This window comes from Kamptonema formosum PCC 10802, assembly GCF_000332335.1.
Taxonomy (GTDB): Bacteria; Cyanobacteriota; Cyanobacteriia; order Cyanobacteriales; family Oscillatoriaceae; genus Oscillatoria.
Genome location: NZ_KB235948.1, coordinates 5178343 through 5200182 on the forward strand (window position 1 = coordinate 5178343; position 21840 = coordinate 5200182).

Here is a 21840-nt window from a genome sequence, read left to right on the forward strand (position 1 = left end):
TGATACCGGAGAGCTGGATTCGTTCTGCGGGTTGGGTGAGAGTGCTAGTGGTCATAGGGCGGTTGGTTCAGGTTGAGACGGTTGCCTTCCTAAATTATATCACAGACGGTTAGCTGCCGTCAATTTCTTGCAGGGCTAAAGCCCAACTACAAACCTTTGGGCTAAAGCCCAACTACAAACCTTTGGGCTAAAGCCTAACTACAAACCTTTGGGCTAAAGCCCAACTACAAACCTTTGGGCTAAAGCTCAACTACAAACCTTTGGGCTAAAGCTCAACTACAAACCTTTGGGCTAAAGCCCAACTACGAACCTTTGGGCTAAAACCCGACTACAAACCTTGCCAGGGGCCAAGGAGGGGGTGGGCCAAAGAGTATTGGCCTTGGGCCCGATGCTTTTCTGTCAGGCAATTCCAAAAATGGGTAAATGGGTATGACGGAGGAATTAAACGGTATAAAGCCGCCACGAACTCTCGGCTTTTCCCCAACTCCTGAATGGGCAACAGCAGAACTCCTGCAAAGGCTGCCGCTAGAACCGGGAGACGTGATTCTAGATCCAGCCAGTGGGGACAGCGCCATTGCCAACGTTATCAAAGAATTCTCCAGCCGGATCAGCGTTGTTACCAACGACATCGATTTCCAGCAGCAGGCTGATTTTCACTTCGACATGACTTTGCGAGAGTCGTGGAAGTGGATAGAGCGCAGCACCGGCGGCTTTGACTGGGCGATTGGCAACCCCCCGCTGCACTCCGCCCCACTCCCGGGCGAAAAAACCGGCAAGCCCATCCTCCATTTCTTCCTGCAAATGGGCTACCAGCACGCCAGAAAAGGCATTGTCTTCCTGCTGAGAAAATCCTTTACCGAACCCGTCGGCTACCGGCGAGTGTGGCTGCAGACCACCACCCGCGAGCAGTTTATCGAGCTGCGCTTGGAACCCATCCGCTTCAAGGGCGAGCGCCGCAGCGCCCAAGGTGCCCGCGACTGGTACGGGTGGCGGCACGGGCACACCGGCGGCTTCGTGCCTGAATACATCTGGAGGACCCCCTGAGATGGCCATCGTTCCCATTCCGATCAGCAAAACACTTGAGCCTAGCGGTCAATTTCTCCAGAGAGAGCAATTTCTCAACCTCGATTCCAAGACTTAACCCGCGCTCTAGTTCGCACCTGTCCGTTTGCCGAATCCCTGCCTCCGGTGCAGCTGCGGCAAAGCCGGCGTTTCTGGAGAGCTGCCACCCAACCCCCGCCCCGGAGGGCCGGCGCGAAACCCCCCCCGAAAGGCAGCGCAATTGGCGCAGCTCACCCGCCACCTCACAAAACTATTTCACCCCTTACAAAATATAACTCCGCACTGGCTATGAGGGCAAAGAAAAATGATTGGAATATGCTGGATATCAAACTAGCGTTTTACCGCGCAGGAATAACAAGCAGCCAAGACATTCACCACAAGTCCGTCTATTTCAAATTTAAATGTGGCCCCAAGTACCACATCGTATCCGCTAAAGTAGCCGGCTTACATATTCTAGAATCAGACTCCTCAGACGGGGGCTTTTCGCTGCCGCACTTCGCGCAGCTGTGGGAGGTCAATATAGAACTCCTAAGATTATATTTAGAAACGCCGGTTGAGATAGATAATGCCAAAATACTTTACTTGCAAAATACCCCTGAAGAAGGGTGGCAAGTCGCTTTCAGTAATGGGGCTCAGGCTCCCGTCACCCATTTAAAATTTATGGAATCTTAAGGAAAGCCGGTAGCGCCGGCATTTGGCCGAGGCACCAGGCACCGGGCACCGGGCACCGGGCACCGGGCACCGGGCATTCCTAATTCAGAGTGCCGGTCTGCGCGCTTGCAGTTATCAGAGCCCGATCTAGGGTTTCTCCTATTAGTGAGGTGCTGAGAAACCGGGTTTCTGGGCCGCAGCTCACCCAACTGAGATCCGCTATATGAGAATTCGCTGGCAGTCGGGAAAAATCGACTGATTGCCCGATACGGGACTTGAAAATTGCAAGTATTCCCGTAGCAGCAATCAGCAAGAATATTTATGCGCTTAATCTTAAAAGGGCTGTGGAGAATTGCCGGCTTTCTCTGCGCTGCCGCCATCACACAGCTGGGCGGAGTGAGGGCCGCACAAGCCGCTGAAACAGTGGTGATTCGTTTTGGCCCTTTGGCGGAATCAATCTCTGTTGCCGATCTGCGAACTGTTGCTGAAACCGGCACAGTTCCTGAAGCGCTCAACAGTTACGCGAGACGGCTGTCCTCTCAGCAGCGCAGCGCAGTTTTAGGAGCACTTAGGGTGAAAGTCCCCCTAGGCGCTGTCACAGTCAGTAAATTGCTCAACACTCGAATTGGCGCGGCCATTCTTTCAGACCTGGCTGCGGTGACACCCCGGCGGGACACAGCGGGAGTGCAAGCGCTGCGAGCGGCACTGGTACTGGGGGCGAAGGCACCCGAAGGTCTGTCTGTCCTCAACTTTATAGAAGCCTATCCCAGCCAGCGCCTGAATATTGATTTGAGGAAGGCGTTTGAGGTGATGAAAAACTTGAACACGTCTTTTTGGCAGACGCAGCGGTTTGTGGCGGCGATTGCCCCCCAACTGGCTCCCCAGCAACCGGCGCTCACTTTACCTTTTGACCCCAGCAAACCGGGTCCTGCCGGGGTGCGGGTGCTGAGCTTAACTTTGAGTGATTCCCAGCGCCAGCGCGCCATTCCGGTTGATATTTACTGGTCAGCGGCGGCGACAAGCGCCAAGCCGGTGGCGGTTTTCTCCCACGGGATGGGGTCTGTGCGTTCCGACATGCGCTATCTGGCAGAGCATCTGGCGTCTCACGGCTATGTGGCGGTGGCGCTGGAACATCCGGGCAGCAACCAGACTCAGGTGGATTTGGTGACCGCCGGCAAGGGGCCGGTGATTCAGCCGCAGGAGTTTTTGGAGCGCCCCAAAGATATCAGTTTTGTCCTCGACGAACTGGAGAAACTCAACAAAAAAGCCGGTCCCCTGCAGGGCAAACTGGCAGCGGATAGAGTGATGGCGGTCGGGTATTCGATGGGGGGTGGGACAGTGCTGTCGGCTGCCGGTGGGGAGTTGCAGCTAGCCGGCCTGAAAGAGCGCTGTCAGAGAAATCTAGTTGCCTTAAGTTTGGGGGAGGGGCTGCAGTGCGTTGCCGGCGGACTTCCGGAAGACCGCTACCAGCTGGGCGATCCCCGCATCAAAAGCGCGGTCGCCCTCAATCCTACCACCTCGCTGCTGTTTGGGGAAACCGGCTTGAGCCAGGTGCGGGTGCCGGTGCTGGTGCTGGCTGGCTCTGCAGACAAGACAACCCCTGCGATCGCCGAACAGATTGCCGGTTTTGCCAAACTGCCCTCTCCGAAATGGCTTGCCGGTGTGATTGGAGGCACTCATCTGAGCGTTAAAGATCCGAGCACTACTGGCGATCGGGCTAGCAGAGCCAGTACGGCGCTGACGGGGGGTGAAGTGGTTGGCGAGCAAGCGGCTGGCATTCGCAACTATGTCAGAGCCACCGTTCTGGCGATGGCCGCGCAAATGACGCCCGATGCTGCCCAGTACCGAATTTTTCTGACGCCAGAGTACGCCCAGTACGCTTCCACACCGGCATTTCCGGTGCGCCTGGCAACAGAGATTCCCAGCCAGACTCAAGCAGCGCTGAAAGCGTTTCTCCAGAGCCAGCCCCGCTAGGGAACCTGCCTAGTTGGCAAGTGGACAGCGAACACGCTACCTTTACCCAACTCAGACATCACCTCGATGGTTCCTTGATGGGCTTCTACAATTTGGCGAGACAGGTGCAGCCCCAAACCGCTGCCCGAGCGTTTGTGGTTCCCCTGAAGGAAGCGCTCAAATATCCGCTGCCGATCGGCAGCGCCGATGCCCGGTCCAGTATCTTCTACCTCAATTGCCACCCAGGGAATACTCCGGTCGGTGAGGTGAGCGTTTGGGGGGGGAGGGGCAGCTTTCAGGCGGATTTCCACCACACCGGCATCGGTGAATTGGATGGCATTTCCCACCAAGTTGGTGATCAGCCGGTGGAGTTCCAGGCGATCTCCGACGGCGGTGCAAACTTTGCCATCGTTACTGCCGGCACTCTGAGCCAGGTCTAATTTCAGGGACAGACCTTTGGCGCTCGCCAAGGGAGCCAGTTCTTCGGCCACCTCACAGATCAGCTCGCGCAGGTCAACGGGAAAGAAGTTGAGGCTTTTGCGACCGGCTTCATAGCGGTAGACTTCCAGCAGGGTGTTCACCATTTTCAGCAGGTTTTGGTTGCTGCGAGCCATAGTGGTGAGCGCTTCTGAGCAAGCCGGCGAGATTTCTCCCAGAGCGCCCCCCTGCAGCAAGCCAATCATTTTATCTGCCGCCACCAGGGGCGTGCGCAAGTCGTGGGTGAGCCGGGAGACAAAATCCTCTCGCAGGCGGGCCATCTGGTCGCGCTCGTCAATGCTGTGCTTGAGCCTGAGCAGCGAGCGCACCCGCGCCAGCAGTTCATCGAGCTCCACCGGCTTGCGGATGAAGTCATCTGCCCCCATGTCCAATCCCTGAACCAAGCTGGACTGGTCATAGGCTGTGATCAGCAAAATGGGTATGAACGGCAATTTAGTATTTGCACGGATGCGCCGGGTAACTTCGTAGCCATCCATTCCCGGCATCATCACGTCGAGCAGCACCAAATCTGGTGGGGACTTTTCAATCAGGGCCAGGGCGGTACTGCCATTCTCGGCGGTGATAATTTCGTATCCCTCTTCTTCCAGAATTGTCTGAATCAGCAAGACATTATCTGGAGAGTCATCCACGACGAGAATGCAATCAGTTTTATTCGAGCAAAGAACAGACAAATGATTCATGGAATCCGAGGGTTAGCGACACAGCTTATCACAATTGAGTTCTTATAATATCTTTGCATTGTATCGCTCCTGTGCCCTCATTCTAAAGAAAGATTCTTGGAGAGTGTCTTTACTTGGGGGAGTCTGGCACTCCTGAGACTGCTGTTTGGCTGTAAAGGGGAGAGGTTGGGTCCGCGCTCCTGCGGGCGGAAGCGCAGGCCGGTGAGGTCAGCCGGGGCGATAGCTTTGGGGTTTGCCCCCTTGGCGCTGCGCATACAGATTTACTCAGCAGTTTTACCGCGAAAGATATATTTTTGCAAGGGCTGGGTGCTGCTGACCTCTCCCTTGGCGAGCACTTTTTAGCGCCCGCCGATTTGGCCACTGTAGCGAACTAAACAGCAAAAATCCCGGCTTTTCCTCTCCGCCTGCGTCCGCTCCTCCGATTTTCCCTTGGGCAATATTTTTGCTTGAGTGGGATGCTCCCTTTCTCTGGCGCGTTTGCTGTCCTTTGCGGGCGTAAGGGGCGCGCTCCCTACCCCTTTAGGGTGAACGGGGATCAGCCTCAGGGAGGGCAGAGGAGGCGCGCATCCCTTAAACAGCTGTCAGGGGGCGCAGGTCGTTACAGCCTGAGGCTTGCTGACTTTTTGAGGGAGGGCCGGTTCGCTGACACTTGCTTTTTTTCTGTTTAATTACTTTATATAATTTCCGGGGTTCTGCGCCTTAGGTAGAAAGAAGAAGAAAGAGAGTTTCTCCACCTGTCTCCCTCCTGAGAAAGGCAGGTTTTTCAGATTTGGGGAGAGAGGGAGAGTGCTGGCAAGTCTTGAGAGGGAGGGAGGAAGAGCGGGAGAGCGGGAGAGCGGGAGAGCGGGAGAATTTCCCCCCTCACCTCTTCCTCTTCTGCCCCCGCTCCCTCTCTACCCTGCTACAGATAGCAAATAAAAAGTCAAGCGGTATAAGGGAGGATGGGGGGTGAGAGCAGTGGTTGGGACGCCTTCCGCCTTGCGCCTTGCGAATCGCCTCTGCGTTGCCCCCAGTTCCGCCAAGTTTTTAAAGATAAAGCAATCCAGCGTAATTCATATTGCCTTCGGCAAAAGGCTCTCAGACTTTAAGAGCCTGGAGGCTGTGCGCCCTCACTGGGGTTTGCGTAAAATAACGGAGTTATGAAGCGAGTATACAACAGTTTCATATAAAATAAGTGAAAACACTGAGAATGCGAAACGATTATGTTGCGATATGTAAAAGCTTTTCAAGCCAGCTCCCTAAAGCTGCAATCAATTTCACTGAAGGAGGCTGTGCTAACGGGCCAAGAGCAACTGGAGAGTGATGGGAACAGGAGCGAAACCGCTGCCGTATCGCCCCTGGCTGATGACGGGACCTCTGGCCAACCGCAGGCAGAATCCCGGGGCGGACTTCCTGCCGCCGAACCCGCCGGCGGCGAGCAATCCCCTTTCCGGTTAGAAGATTTGGTGGTGCGGCTTTCTGGAGCGCGGTTGCACGCGATCGCTCAGGAGCAGTGTGTCTGTCACATCCTTGATGCGCTGGATGCCAGCTGTGGCGGCTGGGTGGTGACCATGAACCTGGACTTGCTGCGGAAGTTCGCACAGCAGCCGGATTGCAGGGATCTGTACTCGAAAGCAACTATTTTTGTGGCCGACGGCATGCCGTTGGTGTGGGCTTGCTGGCTGCAGGGTACGCCACTGCCACAGAGGGTTGCCGGTTCAAACCTGATTTTGAGTTTGAGCGCACAGGCTGCCAATCGATGCAAATCAATCTTTTTGCTGGGCGGCAATCCGGGCACAGCAGAGGCGGCGGCGTTTGAGCTGCACCGGCGCTACCCGCACCTGAAGATTGCCGGCACCTTTTGCCCGCCGGTGGGGTTTGAAAAAAATCAGGGCGAGTCGGAGAGGCTTGTGGGGGCAGTGGTTGGTGCCAAACCCGATATCGTCTATGTGGCGCTCGGGAGTCCAAAACAAGAATGGCTGATCGAACAGCTGCGGGAGAAACTGCCTCAGGCTTGGTGGCTGGGTGTGGGGATCAGCTTCAGCTTCCTGAGCGGTGATGTTCAGCGGGCTCCGGTGTGGGTGCAGGAGGCGGGCTTGGAGTGGCTGCACCGTCTGGTTCAAGAGCCCGGGCGACTGGGGAAACGGTATCTTGTCCAGGGCATTCCGTTTGCTCTTGAACTGCTCGCTAGCGCTGCGCTGCGCCGGTTTTTTTCCAGCTCCTCAAGTGAGCGCGTCACCCGCCCCTGACAGCAATCTTTCTGAACCGGCGCTCAGCACGGAGAGACGCCCCGCACCGCCCTCCGGGAGCCCAGCAGGCGCACGCAGCGCTTTGGCTGGAAAGGCGCTCGTGAGAAACTGCTTTTAACTCAGACAGCCAGCCCCCCTTTGCATCCTCGTCCGCTGCATCTGACCGAGGTGGCAAAAGCAGATATCAAACAATTTGTCAGCAGCCACGCCACCAGCCACGCAAATTACCAGCTTGATGCCGAATTAGCTTGCTGGCGAATGCCGGATCGCACCGGCTCCAGATGGCGGGGGAATTCGATATTAGCCCGGACATGCTTTGGCAGCGGACAGTTGGTTCCCCGAAAGCCGGACGCGCGCAGGGAGTGACACAGCTGGAGCCGGCTCACCAGCAGGGGTGAGCCGGCTCCAATTTAAATATGTAAATTTTTCTAACGACTTGCCAAAATGGCAACATAGCCTTGGGGGATTGGTTTTTGATTGATTTAATGGGAGCGCGCTGATTTAGGTCTGCCTGCTGAACTGCCGTAAGCCAAGCCGACCTAAAATCACTCTTTAGGGAGATACGGCTTGCCAGCTATATAAATTAGATTCAAAGTAGCTTATTTATTGAAAATCCGTTGGGAGATGGCGAGGGATTTGCACCGTTGAAACGGCTTTCATACCGCTGCTGGCTGACACCCCGCCCGGGTGAGCCGGCTCAATCCGATTCACAGAATGTTGAGCATTTTAGTAAGAAGACTAAGGCAGCTGCGCTCAGGCTTGAGGAGTGGGGAAAAGCTGACAGCCGGTTGGGTTTTGCTGATTCACGATTTGACCGGCACTGCAGCTTGGTGTTGCGGGCGGGTTTATTTGCGCTCAAGGGTACTGGGGAGTGAATACGAGAGTTATGAAAACCGAAGCAACGCTATCACTTAAAAAACTTGCCATCCAAGGGACTCTCTGGACTTTGGCCGGCTATGGGGCGAGTCAGATGCTGCGATTCGGCAGTAACCTGATCCTGACTCGTTTGCTGGAGCCAAAATTGTTCGGCCTCATGGCCCTGCTCTCTGTCTTCATCGTTGGTTTGCACCTGTTCTCAGACATTGGCATCGGTCCGAGCATTATCCAGAACAAGCGCGGGGACGACCCAGCTTTTCTGAATACCGCCTGGACATTGCAGGTGATTCGCGGTTTTTGCCTGTGGTTTGGCTGCCTTTTGCTGGCAGCGCCGGTTGCCGATTTCTACGGAGAGCCCCAGTTAAAGTTGCTGCTGCCGGTGGTTGGTCTGGGCACGATTATTTCCGGGTTTGCCTCCACAGCCCTGTTCACGCTCAACCGGCACATGCTCGTTGGTCAGCTGGCAATTTTTGAGTTGGGGGGGCAGATTGCCTCCATTGCGGTAATGATTGTTTGGGCCCGGTTCAGTCCCAGCATCTGGGCGCTAGTCGCAGGCGGGCTTGCGTCGGATGTGCTGCGGATGGTGTGGAGCCACCGGCTGAATTCCGGACCTCCGAACCGGTTTGTTTGGGATCGAGAGGCAGCCAAAAGCATCTTTTCTTTTGGTAAGTGGATCTTCCTTTCCACGGCTGTCACATTTCTGGCAGATCAAGCAGACCGGGTAATTCTGGGGAAATTAATCTCATTTGAGATGCTGGGTGTTTATGGCATTGCCTTTACGCTCTCTGACCTGCCGCGCAATGTTTTAGGGGCGCTCAGCGGTAAGGTTATTTTTCCGGCTTTTTCAAAGCTAGCCGACCTTCCTCGCGAAACTTTTCGCGCCAAGATTCAAAAGAACCGCAAGCCTGTTCTGATTGCAATGGCACTGGTCTTGACGATAGCGGTCAGCTTCGGGGATATGCTGATTGCGGTACTGTATGACAAAAGGTACATTCAGGCCGGCTGGATGCTGCCGGTATTGGCCCTGGGCATTTGGCCGCGCGTTCTCACCCAGACAATCGATCCGGCGCTTTTGGCTGTTGGCAAGCCGAGCTATTCTGCCTTGGGGAACCAGTTAAAATTTTTGTTCGTTATCATCGGATTGCCAGTGAGTTTCTCCCTGATGGGGCTTCCGGGGGCTGTTCTGGTAGTTGCGCTCAATGACCTTCCGTTTTATGGGGCAATAATTTTTGGTCTTTGGCGCGAGAAGCTGACTTGCGCAGAACAGGATATAAAGGCAACCGCACTGCTTTTAACATTGCTCGTTCTTGTGCTATCATGTCGTTGGTCTGCTGGTTTTGACCTGCCTGTCAGTGGGCTTGTGCGGGCAATATATGTCCAGTAATTTATAAAATAAAAATACTGGTTTCGATGAAGTCTGCGACGGGTTGATTGATGGGTATTGCGGGGGCGGGAGCGTCGAGCCAGTCACAAGCAGCCGCGTGTGGGGATACCTTCGGCGCTCGCTCTGACCAGCGCTGGCTGTAAAACCGGCAGACAAGGGGTAAGCTTACTGGATAATATGTAGGGTTTTCTCTCCTCAACTACAGATTTTTTTGAGAGAAGTAGATTCAGATGAAGATTACATTTGTTCTCCCTCATGTCAGTTTTTCCGGCGGCATTCGCGTGGTGGCGATCTATGCCGAGCGTCTCAAAAAAAGGGGCCATAAGGTGACTGTCATTTCTCCGCCCGAAAAACCGCCCGGTTTGCGCCAACAAGTGAAGTCTCTGCTACGGGGTCAGGGTTGGATTTCTGTGGCGGGGAAGCAACCGTCGCACTTGGACGGTGTGGGTGTTGAACACCTCGTTATCGATCGCTGGCGTCCTATCACCGATGCTGATGTGCCTGATGCCGACGCTGTTGTGGCAACTTGGTGGGAAACTGCAGAGTGGGTGTGGCGTCTTAAGCCGTCCAAAGGTGTGAAAGTGCATTTCATGCAGGATTACGAGGTTTGGGGCGGGCCCGCTGAGCGGGTTGATGCCACCTGTAGTTTGCCGATTCCAAAAATCGTGATTGCGGGTTGGATTCGGGAGCTGCTGGAAAAACGATTCCATCAATCGCCCTTAGCGCTGATTCCAAACAGCGTAGAAACAGAGAAATTCCACGCGCCCCCTCGCACAAAACAGTCGCTCCCCACTGTGGGGATGACTTACACCACGTTTTACAACAAGGGCTGCGACATAAGCATCCAGGCTTACCGCATCGCCCGGGAAGCTATCCCAAATCTGCGCTTGATTGCATGCGGTAACGTGCCGGTTTCAGCAGCTCTGCCGCTGCCAGCAGAAGCAAGCTATACGTTACGCGCCTCAGATGACAAGCTCAAAGAAATCTACAGCCAGTGCGATGCGTGGCTGTTTGGAACACGCATCGAAGGATTTGGTTTACCGATTCTGGAAGCTATGGCCTGTCGCACCCCTGTGATTGGAACACCGGCAGGAGCGGCTCCGGAACTCTTGAGTGGCGGTGCTGGGATACTTGTGAAACCCGAAGATTCTGAGGATATGGCTTCGGCTATCGAGCGGATCGGCAGGCTCTCTGATGCCGAGTGGCGGGCGATGTCTGATGCGGCTTGTGCTAAAGCAACGGGTTACAGCTGGGATGAGGCTACAGATCAGTTCGAGGCCGCACTGCAGATGGCCATAGAACGCAGGCAACACGGTGACTTCCACAGTTCGCAAGCGCCAGATGATGTTAGCTGATGATTAGACTATGACATTTCTCGTGCCTGTTGTCATGTTGGGCTGGCTGCCGGCAGTTTTCTATCTGTTTATGCTGTTGCCGGAGCGGCGGGCGGTTATTGCAAGTTTCGTGGTGGCGTGGTTATTCCTGCCGGTGGCATCGTATTCCCTACCGGGCATTCCAGACTACACCAAGGTGACGGCTTGTTCCTACGGTGTTTTTCTGGCCACTTTGCTTTTCAAATTAAGGCGCTGTTTTTCATTTCGCCCGAGCTGGCTCGACCTGCCGATGTTAGTCTTTTGCCTCTGCCCTTTCGCTTCGTCAATGACTAATGGTCTGGGTGCCTACGATGGAGTGTCAGCTGTTTTTGCGCAATTTGTAGCCTGGGGGCTACCTTACTTGATAGGCAGAATATATCTCAATGACCTCAGCGGGCTGCGCCAGCTGGCGGTTGGCATTTTTGCCGGCGGGCTGGTTTACATTCCCTTATGCCTGCTAGAGATGCGCATCAGCCCGCAGTTGCACCGGATATTCTACGGCTTCCACGCCCGCGCTGACTTCGGCCAAACGATTCGTGCCGGAGGGTATCGCCCTACGGTGTTCATGGAACACGGTCTGATGGTTGGGCTGTGGATGATGGCCGCTTCGCTGATGGGTGTTTGGCTGTGGAGAACTGGGGCGATCGAGCGACTCTGGGGCGTGCCGCTAAGTTGGCTTGTGCCTGTTTTGCTGGTGACAGCTGTAATGTTGAAAGCCACTGGGGCGCTGTTCTTGCTGATACTCGGGATTGGCATGCTTTTCTCGACCAGATGGTTTCGCACTTGTTTCCTGGTGCTGTTCCTGATTGTATCTTTGGTGCTATTCGCATCGGTGCGAGCCTCGGGAGTCTGGGATGGCCAGCAAGCTGTCAGCATTTCCGCGCTTGCGAGCAATCAGGAAAGGGCCGACTCCTTAAAGTTTAGATTTGACAATGAAAATATCCTCTCGGAAAAAGCGCGGCTTCGCCCGATTTTCGGGTGGGGCGGATGGGGGCGAGCCCGTATATATGACGAAAATGGAAAGGATATCTCAGTCACCGACAGCTTGTGGATTATCGTGTTTGGCAACCAAGGCACAGTCGGTCTAGCTAGCCTGATGGCAGTGCTGTTAGTTCCACCGGCAGCCTTCTGCTGGCGCTATCCGGCCCGAAAGTGGTCTGACCCCAATCTGGCACCAGCTGCTAGTTTGGCAGTCCTTTTAATTTTATATATGTTTGACAATATGATCAATGCTATGGGAAACCCGGCTTATCTGCTCGCGTGCGGGGGATTAGTAGGGTTTTTACACGCCAAAACTGAGCGCCGGCGCTTGCCAGCCGCACAGCGAGAAAAAATGCTGCCAGTCGCTGCGGGCGGTGCAGGGGCTAGCATGGAACCAAACTAGCCGGCGGAAATCGGGGTTGACGACAGCGCTTGGCGACCGGCGCTGCGAAAAGTTACAGGCCCAAAAGGAGAGATTTCCGCACCGGAGGAACTGTAAATTCATTCAAAGCCGGACTCAGCCTAACAAACCTGACGCAGCACCGGCTCGCTGGCACAGAATCATTTGGCAGCGTGCAGTTTGTCCCAGAAAAAAATTTCTTGCCATTTTGGCAACACGCTCTCCTGGTGTTGCGCTCTAATTAGAGTGTGCCCGCCCACTTTAACCCGACCCCCCTAGGGGGAAACGGGTTGAGCGGCGGAAACAGCCTGCTAGAAACGCTGCCGATACGAGCCGGTCGAAAGTTTCCTTCCCAGATTAATTTTCCCCAAATCAATGTCCAAACCACTTCGACTCCTGTACGCAGCCGGTCCCGGGAATATAATTGGAACCTACAGCCACTGGGTTAACGGGCGAGACGACCCCTCGCAGGTTGCGATCACTTATTCGAGTCAATTCTACGAAGTGTGCCGCGCCTTGGACGCACAAGGCTATGCCATCTCCTCATTTGGGGAGAAGAAACTCCTGCGTGACGGTCAATTCAGGATTGAGCACCGTCCGAACCCATTTCGCACTGCGTCTGGTCTGCTGTATCACTTGGGTCAGTTGCGGTACGGTTTGGGGCTGATCGTCAGTGCGGTCTGCTTCAGAGCCGATGTGGCGATCATCGCCGATGGAACGACACACTGGTTTGTCCTGTCGCTTCTCGAGCGATTGGGGGTGCGAGCGATACCGTCACTTCACTGCGCCCTTTGGTGCAAGTACACCTCCCCGCGCACGCTAGAAAAATGGATTTTAAAACTGAACCGCTATTTTTTTGCCACCGGCTGCAGCGCTATTTTAGCGGCATCGGAAGATATCGCTGAGCAGGTGGAGGCTCTCACAGGAGGCGATCTCCAGCCCATTCTGAAATTCCTCCCCGCTTACCGCCGGACGGAGTTCGCTGATGTGGCTGAGCCTGACGAGAAGCGCTCGCCGTTTCGGGTTTTTTTCGCGGGGCGCATCGAGCTCGATAAAGGCGTGTTCGATCTTCTGAAAATTGCCGGGGGTTTGGCCGATGCGGGACGGCACGATATTAAGTTCGATCTTTGCGGAGAGGGATCGGCGCTGGAGCCTTTGCGTCTCGCCGCCACACAAGCCAACCTCGATTCAAGCTTTGCGTGTCACGGATACTGCAACAAGCCGAAAATGCGCCAGATGTTCCAGCAAGCGCATGCGGTGATTGTGCCGACGAGAACGGAGTTTGTGGAGGGGTTCAATCAGGTTATAGCCGAAAGCGTTTTGTCTGGACGTCCTGTTGTCACCTCAGCGGTATGTCCGGCTTTGTCCTGCGTGCGGGATGCAGTTGTAGAAGTTCCACCCAATGACATCAAGGGGTACACTGACGCCCTGCTCGATCTGTGCGACGACCGCGACTTCTACGAAGAAAAGCGACGGGGCTGTCTGGGGGTGCAAGAGCAATTTTATGACTTTTCTCGCAGCTGGGGTGCGGCACTCAAGTCTGTCCTTGTTGGAATGCATCAGGCTGGAGAACTCGGCGGGACGTTAGGAGGCAACAGCTGACAGGAATTTTGCAGCCTGACCTCGATTTTTTTTCCCAGTCTGGCTAAAATGCAAGAAGCTCCCCCCCTCAGAATGATAGAAAGCTTGCGCCGGTGCGGAGAGCAGTTCGCCAGCGTTTATCGCCGTGGTTTGTATAGCAGTATGCACTTAGGTTCGTACATTACGGCCTCTTTTGCACCCCCGCACTCCGGCTCCTATTGTTCTAACCCATATTACTGCTGGGATATAGACGTAGGGCAGGCGTAGCGCTAACGCGCCGCTGCGCTAACGCCCGGCCTGAAGGTTTAATGTCCTAATCTAAGTGGCTACTGCTATAAAATCTATCCGCGACACCCATCCGCCGGTAGGGGAATGGCTCTCCTCTCCCGATTCTGTGAAAAACGAGGCTCCTTTTTCCTGGCGCGGCTTGAACAAAATTCTCCCGCATGTCAGGGCAAACAGGAATCCGCTTACAAGCCGTTCTGCCAGGAAATTTGAAGGATATAATTTTAAAAAGTGACTGTACGGTTGTGCGGCTGTAACTTCCCGGGGGCAAAACTGTATCTAACCGACTGTAAAACCTCAGATGAGAGAAAATCTATGTCTGACCTGTCAGATAGTCCAACCCGCATGCTCACAGTCATCCTTAACTACCGCACGCCCAGTCTGACGATTGACTGCTTGCGATCTTTAGCAGATGAAGTGCGCTCATTACCGGGCACTCGCATTGCCATCACCGACAACGCTTCGGGCGATGGTTCAGTAGAAAAAATTGCAGCCGCCATTGAAACCGAGGGCTGGGGTGAGTGGGCGACGCTGATGCCATTAGAGCGCAACGGCGGATACGCCTTCGGCAACAACGCCGCCATTCGCGCGGCGCTGCAGTCAGCCAACCCACCGGTCTATTTTCTGCTGCTCAATCCAGACACCACGGTTCGCCCCGGTGCCCTAAAAGCACTGGCAGATTTCATGGATGAACATCCGGAGGTGGGGATTGCCGGCAGCCGGCTGGAAGATCCCGACGGCACGCCGCAGCAGTCAGCTTTTCGCTTTCCAAGTGTGCTGAGCGAGCTTGATTTCGGCTTGCGTTTGGGAGTGGTGTCGAACCTATTATTGAAGTGGGCGGTTGCGCCTCCCGTTTCCCAACTCCCCTGTCAAACTGACTGGGTGGCTGGCGCTAGCATGATCGTCCGCCGCGCGGTATTTGAGGCGATTGGGTTGCTGGATGAGGGATATTTCATGTATTATGAAGAAATGGACTTTTGCCTCCTGGCGAAAAAAGCCGGCTGGAATTGCTGGTACGTACCAGAAAGTCGGGTTGTCCACCTGGTCGGGCAAAGTTCAGGCGTCACCGACACTAAGCGCCCACCCAAACGCCTTCCCAGCTACTGGTTTGATTCAAGGCGGCGATACTTTCTCAAAAACTACGGCTGGCTGTACGCAGCTTTAGCAGATGCCGCTTGGGCTTCCGGTTTTGCTTTGTGGAGGGTGCGCCGGCAGCTTCAAGGCAAACCGGATTCCGATCCGCCAAAACTCCTCGGCGATTTCCTCCGCAACAGCGTATTCCTTAAAGGAGGTGCAATTTGAGCGATTTCAAACCCCTCACCCTGCGGCAACTCTGGGAACAGATTAAAGAAGACTGGGTTTCTCACGGATGCGACTGGACTAAGCCCGGATTTCGGGCGGTTGCCATTCAGCGTTTTGGTGTCTGGAGAATGGGAATCCAGCCTAAACTCTTGCGGGCTCCCTTCAGCATTCTCTACCGGGCTCTGTATCGAAAAGTCCGCAACGTCTACGGGATAGATTTACCTTACACGGTTCAGCTCGGTTGCCGCGTGATTGTTGAGCACCAGGGGGCGATCGTTATTCACGGCAATTGCTGTATTGGGGATGACAGTATTATCCGTCAGGGAGTCACCCTGGGGAATCGCTACTTGGACCGTCCGTTTGACGCGCCGAAATTGGGCGCTCGCGTCAATGTGGGTGCCGGTGCGAAAATCCTTGGCAATGTTACCATTGGAGATGATGCGAACATCGGGGCAAACGCTGTGGTGCTGTCGGACATACCTGCGGGGCACTCAGCAGTTGGTATCCCCGCAAAAATTGTAAAATCTAAATATTCTGCATCCCCGTTTTGAATCGATGATTTGACTACAAGTTTCTGCCCCAGAACCGGATGGAATCTGTGAGAAAATTAACCGCAGCCCGGACTGGTGACGCCAACTTCTTAAATCTATCCGCCGGGATCAAACGTGTCTGTCGCGCGGTGGCATCGCCGGACGCTTTTTCTGCTAGTGCGATAGAGCACCGATTCTGAATCGGTGTGAGTGGAGCTGCGATCCCGCTGAACTGCAACATCGAAGGGGACTCATGCTGCCTCCCCCAAACGGTGCGCTGATTCACCTATCTGCGGATATGGGCTCGCCGGCAAACCTCACCACCGGCAGGCTGAGCCGCAGATTGTCTGGCCCAAAAATTTTTCTGCCAAAATGGCAACACGCTCACCTGCTGCTGGGGCACAATTGGAGTTGAACAGTTTTCTGAGAGCCGGCGAAACTAACCTGATTTATCGGGAGGTTCGCTGCGCCCATTCAGGAGCCTGAACAGTAGAGAGGGAACCGAACTGAAGAATTCGGCGGACTTTTGGGCGGGTTCGCGCTGCAGATATTCTTCTCGCCGGCAACCGCCAGAGGCTAGAAAAAAGTGTGCTTTCTGAATTTTGTCAGTCAGCCAGAAAGGCAGGGGGATGATTTTGACTAATTTCCGCTTTTTTAAAGCTCCAGAAATAAATATAAAATCTCTGCCGGCAGTGATGGCTTTTGGATTGGTTGTAGTTTTAGCTTTAATCACTCCGACTTTAGCCAATCTTAAGGATTTGTCGGGTTGGGCAGTCCAGTTGGGGGATGCCGTTTTGATAAATAACCCCCTGAATAGCGACTCGCCCTTGGGCACTAACCTGAGCGGTATTGCAGACTGGTCAACTGAAATGCCTTTCTTGGACGCCTTTAAATCTTCTAGGAAATGGATTACTCAGTGCGCGTCCGGAGAGCCGGGGTGTAGCGGGGCTTGGGATACGAATGAATACGATAAACTGGACTTAGATGAGGGGGGCTGGGTTAAGTCCCTACCGTCTCCTGAAGCTCCTCCTGAGTACACTCGCGTGCGCACAATCCTGCTTGATAATGACCGCTATCCAGGGGGGCAGTATGTTGTCCTGTATGATGGAGAAGGCACTATAGAATACAGCTTTGACGCTCAGAAAAATCAGGCCGCTTCAACCCCTGGAAGGGATGTGATTGATATCACCCCCTCTCCCACCGGCACCCACCTGATAATTACCTCAACCGACCCCAAGAAAACCGGAAATTATATTCGCAACATTCGGGTCGTACCAGCCGAAAATGAAGCAAATTACCAGTCCCAAATCTTCACCCCGGATTTCCTAGAAAAGATTCAGCAGTTTAGGGCGCTTCGTTTTATGGACTGGATGCAGACAAATAATTCTGACCAAAGTGAGTGGGAGAAAAGACCAACAGTAGAAAAAGCCTCCTATGCCTATGGAGGAGGAGTGCCGGTTGAAATCATGGTTGCGCTAGCCAATCGCATGGAGGCTGATCCGTGGTTTAATATGCCACACATGGCAACTGATGAATATATGACTGAGTTCGCTCAGCTAGTCAAAGATAGGTTAAAATCAAATCTAAAAGTTTATGTAGAGTTTTCTAATGAGGTTTGGAATTGGCAATTTCACCAAGCTCATTATGCCTTGCAACAAGGTAAAGCTCGGTGGGGGCAGGATAAAGGAGATGCTTTTATGCAGTGGTACGGTATGCGCACCGCTCAGATGTGCGATCTCTGGAAAAGCGCATTCGGCAATCAAAAAAATCGCGTCGCCTGCGTGATGGGGACTCAAACAGCATGGAAAGGGTTAGAAAATTACCCTTTAGAATGCTCGTACTGGGTGGCGGAGGGGAATCAACCCTGCTACCAGCACGGGATTGACGCCTATGCCATAACGGGATATTTTAGTGGCGGCTTGGGTGCGCCAGAAAATTCCAGCACAGTAGAGTCTTGGTTGAATGACCCAGATGGGGGTTTTGGCAAAGCCTTTCAGCAATTAAAAGAGGGGCGTTTACTGGCCGGTTCTAAAGATAGCTTGCCTGACGTTTATGAATTATTTACCTATCACTCCCAAGTGGCGGAACAAAAAGGTTTAAAATTAGTGGCTTACGAAGGGGGGCAGCATATCACCGGCTCTCAAGGGGGAGAGAATAACGAGAGACTCACAAACTTCTTTATCGAACTGAACAGGCGTCCAGAAATGTACGGCATGTACACCCAGTTGCTGAATGACTGGAAAGCAGCCGGGGGGACTCTTTTTATGCACTTTTCCGATATAGGGCAGCCCAGTAAATGGGGGAGCTGGGGGGCTCTGGAGTACGCTCAGCAAAACGGAGCGCCTAAATACAATGCTTTGCAGGACTATATTGATAAAACTCCTTGCTGGTGGGAGAGCTGCGCTAGAGCAGAACTCATCCCTTACCACAAAATTGCCCGAATTTTTACCTTAATAAAGTAGTTTTAACCTGTGGGTTTGGAATCAGGGAAAACGGTTGTGAAGCGAGTCGGATTAGTTGCTATTGGACGGAATGAAGGCCAGCGCCTGCGCCAGTGCCTGCTCTCCGCTATCGGAAAAGTGGCTAAAGTTGTCTATGTCGATTCAGGTTCAACAGATGGCAGTGTTGAATTAGCTCGCTCCCTCGGGGTAGATGCGGTTAATCTTGACCTGTCTGTACCGTTTACAGCCGCCCGCGCTCGCAATGCCGGTTTCGCCCGCCTGCTGGGAGCCAGCCCGCAAATTGAATTTGTGCAATTTGTTGATGGCGACTGCGAGATTGTTGACGGGTGGATAGAGCGCGCAGTGCGCGAACTCGACGCCAGACCTGACGTCGCCGCCGTTTGCGGTCGCCGGCGCGAGCGAAATCCCGACTTATCTATCTACAACCGGCTTTGCGATATGGAGTGGGACACGCCGGTGGGCGATACCAAATCCTGCGGTGGCGATGCCATGATGCGCGCAGAAGCCTTCCAACAAGCCGGCGGGTTCAATCCAGCTTTAATTGCCGGTGAGGAGCCAGAACTGTGCCTCAGACTCCGACAAAAAGGCTGGAAAATTGTGCGCGCCGATGCCGAAATGACCCTGCACGACGCGCAAATGACTCGTTTGAGCCAGTGGTGGAAGCGTGCTGTCCGCGCCGGTTACGCCTACGCCGAGGGAGCTTGGCTGCACGGAGGCGAACCGGAGCGCCACTGGGTCAGAGAAAGCCGCAGTATTTGGTTCTGGGGGTTAGTCTTGCCGGCACTCGCCTTGGGGATGGCATGGCCAACACACGGCTTGAGCCTGTTGCTGCTCACCGGCTATCCTGTGCTAGGCTTCCGCATCTTCATTAACCTCCGCCGCCAAAACATCCCCCCCGATCGCGCCGCCCTCTACGCCCTCTCCTGCGTTCTGGGCAAGTTCCCGCAGCTAGGAGGAGCATTGGGATTTTTACAGGGTCAGCTACTGGGCGCTAAGCTGAGAATCATCGAGTACAAAAACTGATGGAATTACTTGCGGTTGATTATTTTTTGCCTTTATAGCAATCAGTTAATAGGCCCAAAATCAGAAACATGCTATATAAATTAACGGCAGAAAATCCTGACTTTGCTAGCGCAAATGCCGCCCCATTTTGACTGGAAGAGCGTCAGTATAAAAATCACACCTGTCGCTATTATGACATCGAATCCGGCTTGTAGAAGTCCGAAAACCCCAGCCGCTTTGGTGATGACAGCCACGATTGCGCCGCCTCCTGACGCAATCAACCTCGCCCGCAAAGACCCACAAGTTCGCTTGCGGGATTATTGTGAAGCCTTGACATTTTATCTGGGGGTTCCTTCCCAGTTTATCGACCGCATTCTATTCCTTGAGAACTCCGATAGCGATCTGAGCGCCATTCAGGACTTGGCAACTGCGGCTGCCGGGGACAAACAGGTTGAAATTATTTCTTTCCCTAAGGGGAATGAATACCCGCCAAAATTTGGAAAAGCCTATGGCGAATTTAGACTGCTTGATTACGGATTAAATCGCTCAAGCTTGCTGTCAGGAAGTGATATAATATGGAAAGTCACCGGAAGGCTTCGCCTGATGAATATCGACCGGCTCATCGAAACAGCCCCACCGAATTACGCGCTTTATTGTGACTTGCGCCAAATCCCGCTGGGCAGGTATCTGTACGGGAACGAATGGATAGACCTGCGGTTTTTCTCCTTCACGCTGGAAGGGTACAGCAAATTTTTTAGGGACAGGGCTAACAGTCTGCGAGACACACCGAATCGCTCGGCGGAGCACTATCTTTATAAAGTTGTCGAAGAAGCCCTGCCGTCAGAATCCATTATCCCTAGATTTAGGGTTCAGCCGGCTGTCGCAGGTCACAGCGGGTTCAGCAACACAGGCTACAAACACTGGAAATACAGACTGAAGAACGCAACTCGCTCTGTTTTCCGAAAAATTGCGCCGTGGTTATGGATTTAAACCCGCTCCCTATCAACCGCCAAATCACCCCGTTCTTAGCTGAAGTTTCCAGGCAGGCTCCTGAATTCTTAGTCTACAATGTCAGCTAAGCGCGGTTTTCATATTAGTGAGGTGCTGAGAAACCCGGTTTCTTTAACAAACCAGGTTTCTGGGGCCTGCTCCATCCAACTGAAAACGCCTATAAAGGCTTTCAAACGTGCGCTGGCCCAAATTTCTAAATTGATGATATCTCCTGAGAAGGAAAACCTGTTATGCGAGTTTTAATTGTTGCTGAACACGCCTCCGCCCAGTTCGGCGGTGAGGCAATCTTGCCGCTGCACTACTTCCGGCTGCTCCGCCAGCGCAACATTGAGGCGTGGCTGGTGGTTCACGCCCGCACGCGGACTGAACTCGAAGCGCTGTTTCCCTCGGACAGCCACCGGCTCCACTTCGCACCCGACACTTGGCTGCACCGGCTGCTGTATCGTTGCGGGACGCTTTTGCCGCCACGGGTGGGCGAAGTTACGGTGGGGCTGCTCAGCCACCTCCACACGCAAATCCTCCAGCGCCGCATCGTCCGCCGGCTGGTTCGCGAGCACGGCATCGATATCGTTCACGAACCCATACCCGTCTCGCCAAAATCCCCCTCACTGATGTTTGCTCTCTGCGCGCCGGTTATTGTCGGACCGCTCAACGGCGGTATGGAATTCCCACCGGCATTTAGCTCCCGCCAAAGCCTCTCAGAACAGCTGGCAGTAGCTCTCGGTCGCCGGTGCTCCAATTTCTGCAATCGCATTCTCCCCGGGAAGCTGAGGGCGCAAACCGTGCTAGTTGCCAATCAGCGCACTCTCCAGGCACTGCCGGCGGGCACCCGCGGTCGAGTCATTGAACTGGCGGACAACGGGGTGGATTTTTCGGTGTGGCAGCCCCCTCCCCTGAAATCTAAACCGGCTTCCGAGAGAGTGCATTTTGCTTTTGCTGGCCGGCTTGTCGGCTGGAAAGCAGTGGATTTACTGCTGGAAGCTTTCGTGCCGGTCGCCGCCCAAACCGGTGCTCTCCTAGAAATTATTGGCGACGGCGAAGGGCGGCAGCAATTAGAAGCTCAGGCGGCTAATTTAGGCTTAACCGGCAGCGTCGCCTTTGCCGGCTGGCTCTCTCAGGAGGGGGTAGCCTCCAGACTGCAGCAAGCCGACGCACTGGTTCTGCCCAGCCTATTTGAGTGCGGCGGAGCGGTGGTTTTGGAGGCAATGGCAATGGGGCTGCCGGTGATTGCCACCGGCTGGGGCGGACCGGCAGATTATCTCGATTCTACCTGCGGTATTTTAGTTGCGCCGGCATCTAGGAAAGCATTCGTCAGCGGACTGACTGACGCCATGCTGAAACTGGCAGCCTCGCCCGAACTGCGGCAGAAAATGGGGCGCGCCGGCATTGAGCGCATCCGCCAGCATTTTGACTGGGAGCGCAAAATCGATCGGATGGTTGAAATTTACCAGCAGACTGCTGCCGGGGCGCAGAAAAAACCTGCCGCTTCAAACCCCGCTGAAAAACTTCAGATATTCCCCCTCCTTTTCCTTTCTTTTCCTTGGCGTTCTTGGCATCTTGGCAATTTATTAAAAAAATAAC

General features: G+C 54.2%; 19 protein-coding genes. 16 read left to right on the plus strand and 3 right to left on the minus strand.

Features of this window, described 5'->3' with window-relative positions; genetic code table 11:
• Positions 1-429: 429 nt before the first annotated feature.
• From OSC10802_RS0122750 to OSC10802_RS0122760, 3 genes are all read left to right on the plus strand, one after another.
• Positions 430-1044, plus strand: coding sequence for a hypothetical protein (locus tag OSC10802_RS0122750; RefSeq protein WP_017719073.1), 615 nt, complete (start codon positions 430-432; stop codon positions 1042-1044).
• A 306-nt stretch (positions 1045-1350) separates the two neighbouring features.
• Complete coding sequence (locus OSC10802_RS0122755) at positions 1351-1734, plus strand: hypothetical protein (RefSeq protein WP_026098719.1); 384 nt, start codon at positions 1351-1353, stop codon at positions 1732-1734.
• A gap of 300 nt (positions 1735-2034) precedes the next feature.
• Positions 2035-3687 (plus strand): alpha/beta hydrolase, encoded by a 1653-nt coding sequence (locus tag OSC10802_RS0122760; RefSeq protein WP_017719075.1) that lies wholly within the window; start codon positions 2035-2037, stop codon positions 3685-3687.
• On the opposite strand, the gene OSC10802_RS0122765 is transcribed toward OSC10802_RS0122760, so the two are convergent.
• Positions 3684-4844 carry a sensor histidine kinase gene (locus tag OSC10802_RS0122765; RefSeq protein WP_017719076.1) on the minus strand — a complete coding sequence of 387 codons (1161 nt, stop codon included), beginning with the start codon at positions 4842-4844 and terminating at the stop codon, positions 3684-3686. The two genes, OSC10802_RS0122760 and OSC10802_RS0122765, sit on opposite strands and share 4 nt — an antisense overlap.
• A 77-nt stretch (positions 4845-4921) precedes the next feature.
• Positions 4922-5098: a hypothetical protein gene (locus tag OSC10802_RS50695; RefSeq protein ID WP_017719077.1), complete on the minus strand. Its 177-nt coding sequence runs from the start codon at positions 5096-5098 to the stop codon at positions 4922-4924.
• Positions 5099-6046: 948 nt separating this feature from the next.
• Here OSC10802_RS50695 and OSC10802_RS41345 point away from each other — a divergent pair.
• From OSC10802_RS41345 to OSC10802_RS0122810, 6 genes are all read left to right on the plus strand, one after another.
• Positions 6047-7072, plus strand: a complete 1026-nt coding sequence (locus OSC10802_RS41345) for a WecB/TagA/CpsF family glycosyltransferase (protein WP_017719078.1) — start codon at positions 6047-6049, stop codon at positions 7070-7072.
• A gap of 714 nt (positions 7073-7786) precedes the next feature.
• Entirely contained in the window at positions 7787-7987 is a 201-nt protein-coding gene (locus tag OSC10802_RS50705) for a hypothetical protein (protein WP_155968225.1), read from the plus strand.
• The gene (locus OSC10802_RS0122790) at positions 7959-9332 is read left to right on the plus strand and encodes an oligosaccharide flippase family protein (RefSeq protein ID WP_017719081.1); all 1374 of its coding nucleotides are present in this window, start codon (positions 7959-7961) and stop codon (positions 9330-9332) included. Before OSC10802_RS50705 ends, OSC10802_RS0122790 begins: the two co-directional genes overlap by 29 nt.
• Positions 9333-9562: 230 nt before the next feature.
• On the plus strand, positions 9563-10687 hold the full coding sequence (locus OSC10802_RS0122795; RefSeq protein WP_017719082.1) for a glycosyltransferase family 4 protein: 1125 nt from the start codon (positions 9563-9565) through the stop codon (positions 10685-10687).
• A 10-nt stretch (positions 10688-10697) separates the two neighbouring features.
• Complete coding sequence (locus OSC10802_RS0122800) at positions 10698-12089, plus strand: O-antigen ligase family protein (RefSeq protein ID WP_026098720.1); 1392 nt, start codon at positions 10698-10700, stop codon at positions 12087-12089.
• Positions 12090-12461: 372 nt separating this feature from the next.
• Positions 12462-13688, plus strand: a complete 1227-nt coding sequence (locus OSC10802_RS0122810; protein WP_017719085.1) for a glycosyltransferase family 4 protein — start codon at positions 12462-12464, stop codon at positions 13686-13688.
• On the opposite strand, the gene OSC10802_RS50710 is transcribed toward OSC10802_RS0122810, so the two are convergent.
• Entirely contained in the window at positions 13671-13835 is a 165-nt protein-coding gene (locus tag OSC10802_RS50710; protein WP_155968226.1) for a hypothetical protein, read from the minus strand. The two genes, OSC10802_RS0122810 and OSC10802_RS50710, sit on opposite strands and share 18 nt — an antisense overlap.
• 432 nt (positions 13836-14267) lie before the next feature.
• On the opposite strand from OSC10802_RS50710, the gene OSC10802_RS0122815 reads away from it, so the two are divergent.
• The 7 genes from OSC10802_RS0122815 to OSC10802_RS0122850 all read left to right on the plus strand — a co-directional run bounded on the left by OSC10802_RS0122815 (position 14268) and on the right by OSC10802_RS0122850 (position 21839).
• Positions 14268-15254, plus strand: a complete 987-nt coding sequence (locus OSC10802_RS0122815; RefSeq protein ID WP_017719086.1) for a glycosyltransferase family 2 protein — start codon at positions 14268-14270, stop codon at positions 15252-15254.
• Positions 15251-15805, plus strand: a complete 555-nt coding sequence (locus OSC10802_RS0122820; RefSeq protein ID WP_017719087.1) for a serine O-acetyltransferase — start codon at positions 15251-15253, stop codon at positions 15803-15805. Before OSC10802_RS0122815 ends, OSC10802_RS0122820 begins: the two co-directional genes overlap by 4 nt.
• Positions 15806-16037: 232 nt before the next feature.
• A complete protein-coding gene (locus OSC10802_RS50715; RefSeq protein ID WP_017719088.1) occupies positions 16038-16199 on the plus strand; it encodes a hypothetical protein in 162 nt (53 codons plus the stop codon).
• A 214-nt stretch (positions 16200-16413) separates the two neighbouring features.
• Positions 16414-18246, plus strand: a complete 1833-nt coding sequence (locus tag OSC10802_RS41355) for a cellulose-binding protein (RefSeq protein WP_198525169.1) — start codon at positions 16414-16416, stop codon at positions 18244-18246.
• Positions 18247-18282: 36 nt separating this feature from the next.
• The gene (locus OSC10802_RS0122835) at positions 18283-19269 is read left to right on the plus strand and encodes a glycosyltransferase family 2 protein (protein WP_026098721.1); all 987 of its coding nucleotides are present in this window, start codon (positions 18283-18285) and stop codon (positions 19267-19269) included.
• Between the two features lie 171 nt (positions 19270-19440).
• Positions 19441-20238, plus strand: a complete 798-nt coding sequence (locus tag OSC10802_RS0122840) for a hypothetical protein (protein WP_155968227.1) — start codon at positions 19441-19443, stop codon at positions 20236-20238.
• Positions 20239-20489: 251 nt separating this feature from the next.
• Positions 20490-21839, plus strand: coding sequence for a glycosyltransferase family 4 protein (locus tag OSC10802_RS0122850; RefSeq protein WP_017719095.1), 1350 nt, complete (start codon positions 20490-20492; stop codon positions 21837-21839).
• Position 21840 lies beyond the last annotated feature (1 nt).

Coding starts and splice junctions, on each gene's coding strand:
- OSC10802_RS0122750 (WP_017719073.1), top strand. CDS start 430: ATGACGGAGGAATTAAACGGTATAAAGCCGCCACGAACTCTCGGCTTT.
- OSC10802_RS0122755 (WP_026098719.1), top strand. CDS start 1,351: ATGAGGGCAAAGAAAAATGATTGGAATATGCTGGATATCAAACTAGCG.
- OSC10802_RS0122760 (WP_017719075.1), top strand. CDS start 2,035: ATGCGCTTAATCTTAAAAGGGCTGTGGAGAATTGCCGGCTTTCTCTGC.
- OSC10802_RS0122765 (WP_017719076.1), bottom strand. CDS start 4,844: ATGAATCATTTGTCTGTTCTTTGCTCGAATAAAACTGATTGCATTCTC.
- OSC10802_RS50695 (WP_017719077.1), bottom strand. CDS start 5,098: ATGCGCAGCGCCAAGGGGGCAAACCCCAAAGCTATCGCCCCGGCTGAC.
- OSC10802_RS41345 (WP_017719078.1), top strand. CDS start 6,047: ATGTTGCGATATGTAAAAGCTTTTCAAGCCAGCTCCCTAAAGCTGCAA.
- OSC10802_RS50705 (WP_155968225.1), top strand. CDS start 7,787: ATGTTGAGCATTTTAGTAAGAAGACTAAGGCAGCTGCGCTCAGGCTTG.
- OSC10802_RS0122790 (WP_017719081.1), top strand. CDS start 7,959: ATGAAAACCGAAGCAACGCTATCACTTAAAAAACTTGCCATCCAAGGG.
- OSC10802_RS0122795 (WP_017719082.1), top strand. CDS start 9,563: ATGAAGATTACATTTGTTCTCCCTCATGTCAGTTTTTCCGGCGGCATT.
- OSC10802_RS0122800 (WP_026098720.1), top strand. CDS start 10,698: ATGACATTTCTCGTGCCTGTTGTCATGTTGGGCTGGCTGCCGGCAGTT.
- OSC10802_RS0122810 (WP_017719085.1), top strand. CDS start 12,462: ATGTCCAAACCACTTCGACTCCTGTACGCAGCCGGTCCCGGGAATATA.
- OSC10802_RS0122815 (WP_017719086.1), top strand. CDS start 14,268: ATGTCTGACCTGTCAGATAGTCCAACCCGCATGCTCACAGTCATCCTT.
- OSC10802_RS50715 (WP_017719088.1), top strand. CDS start 16,038: ATGCTGCCTCCCCCAAACGGTGCGCTGATTCACCTATCTGCGGATATG.
- OSC10802_RS41355 (WP_198525169.1), top strand. CDS start 16,414: ATGATTTTGACTAATTTCCGCTTTTTTAAAGCTCCAGAAATAAATATA.
- OSC10802_RS0122840 (WP_155968227.1), top strand. CDS start 19,441: ATGACATCGAATCCGGCTTGTAGAAGTCCGAAAACCCCAGCCGCTTTG.
- OSC10802_RS0122850 (WP_017719095.1), top strand. CDS start 20,490: ATGCGAGTTTTAATTGTTGCTGAACACGCCTCCGCCCAGTTCGGCGGT.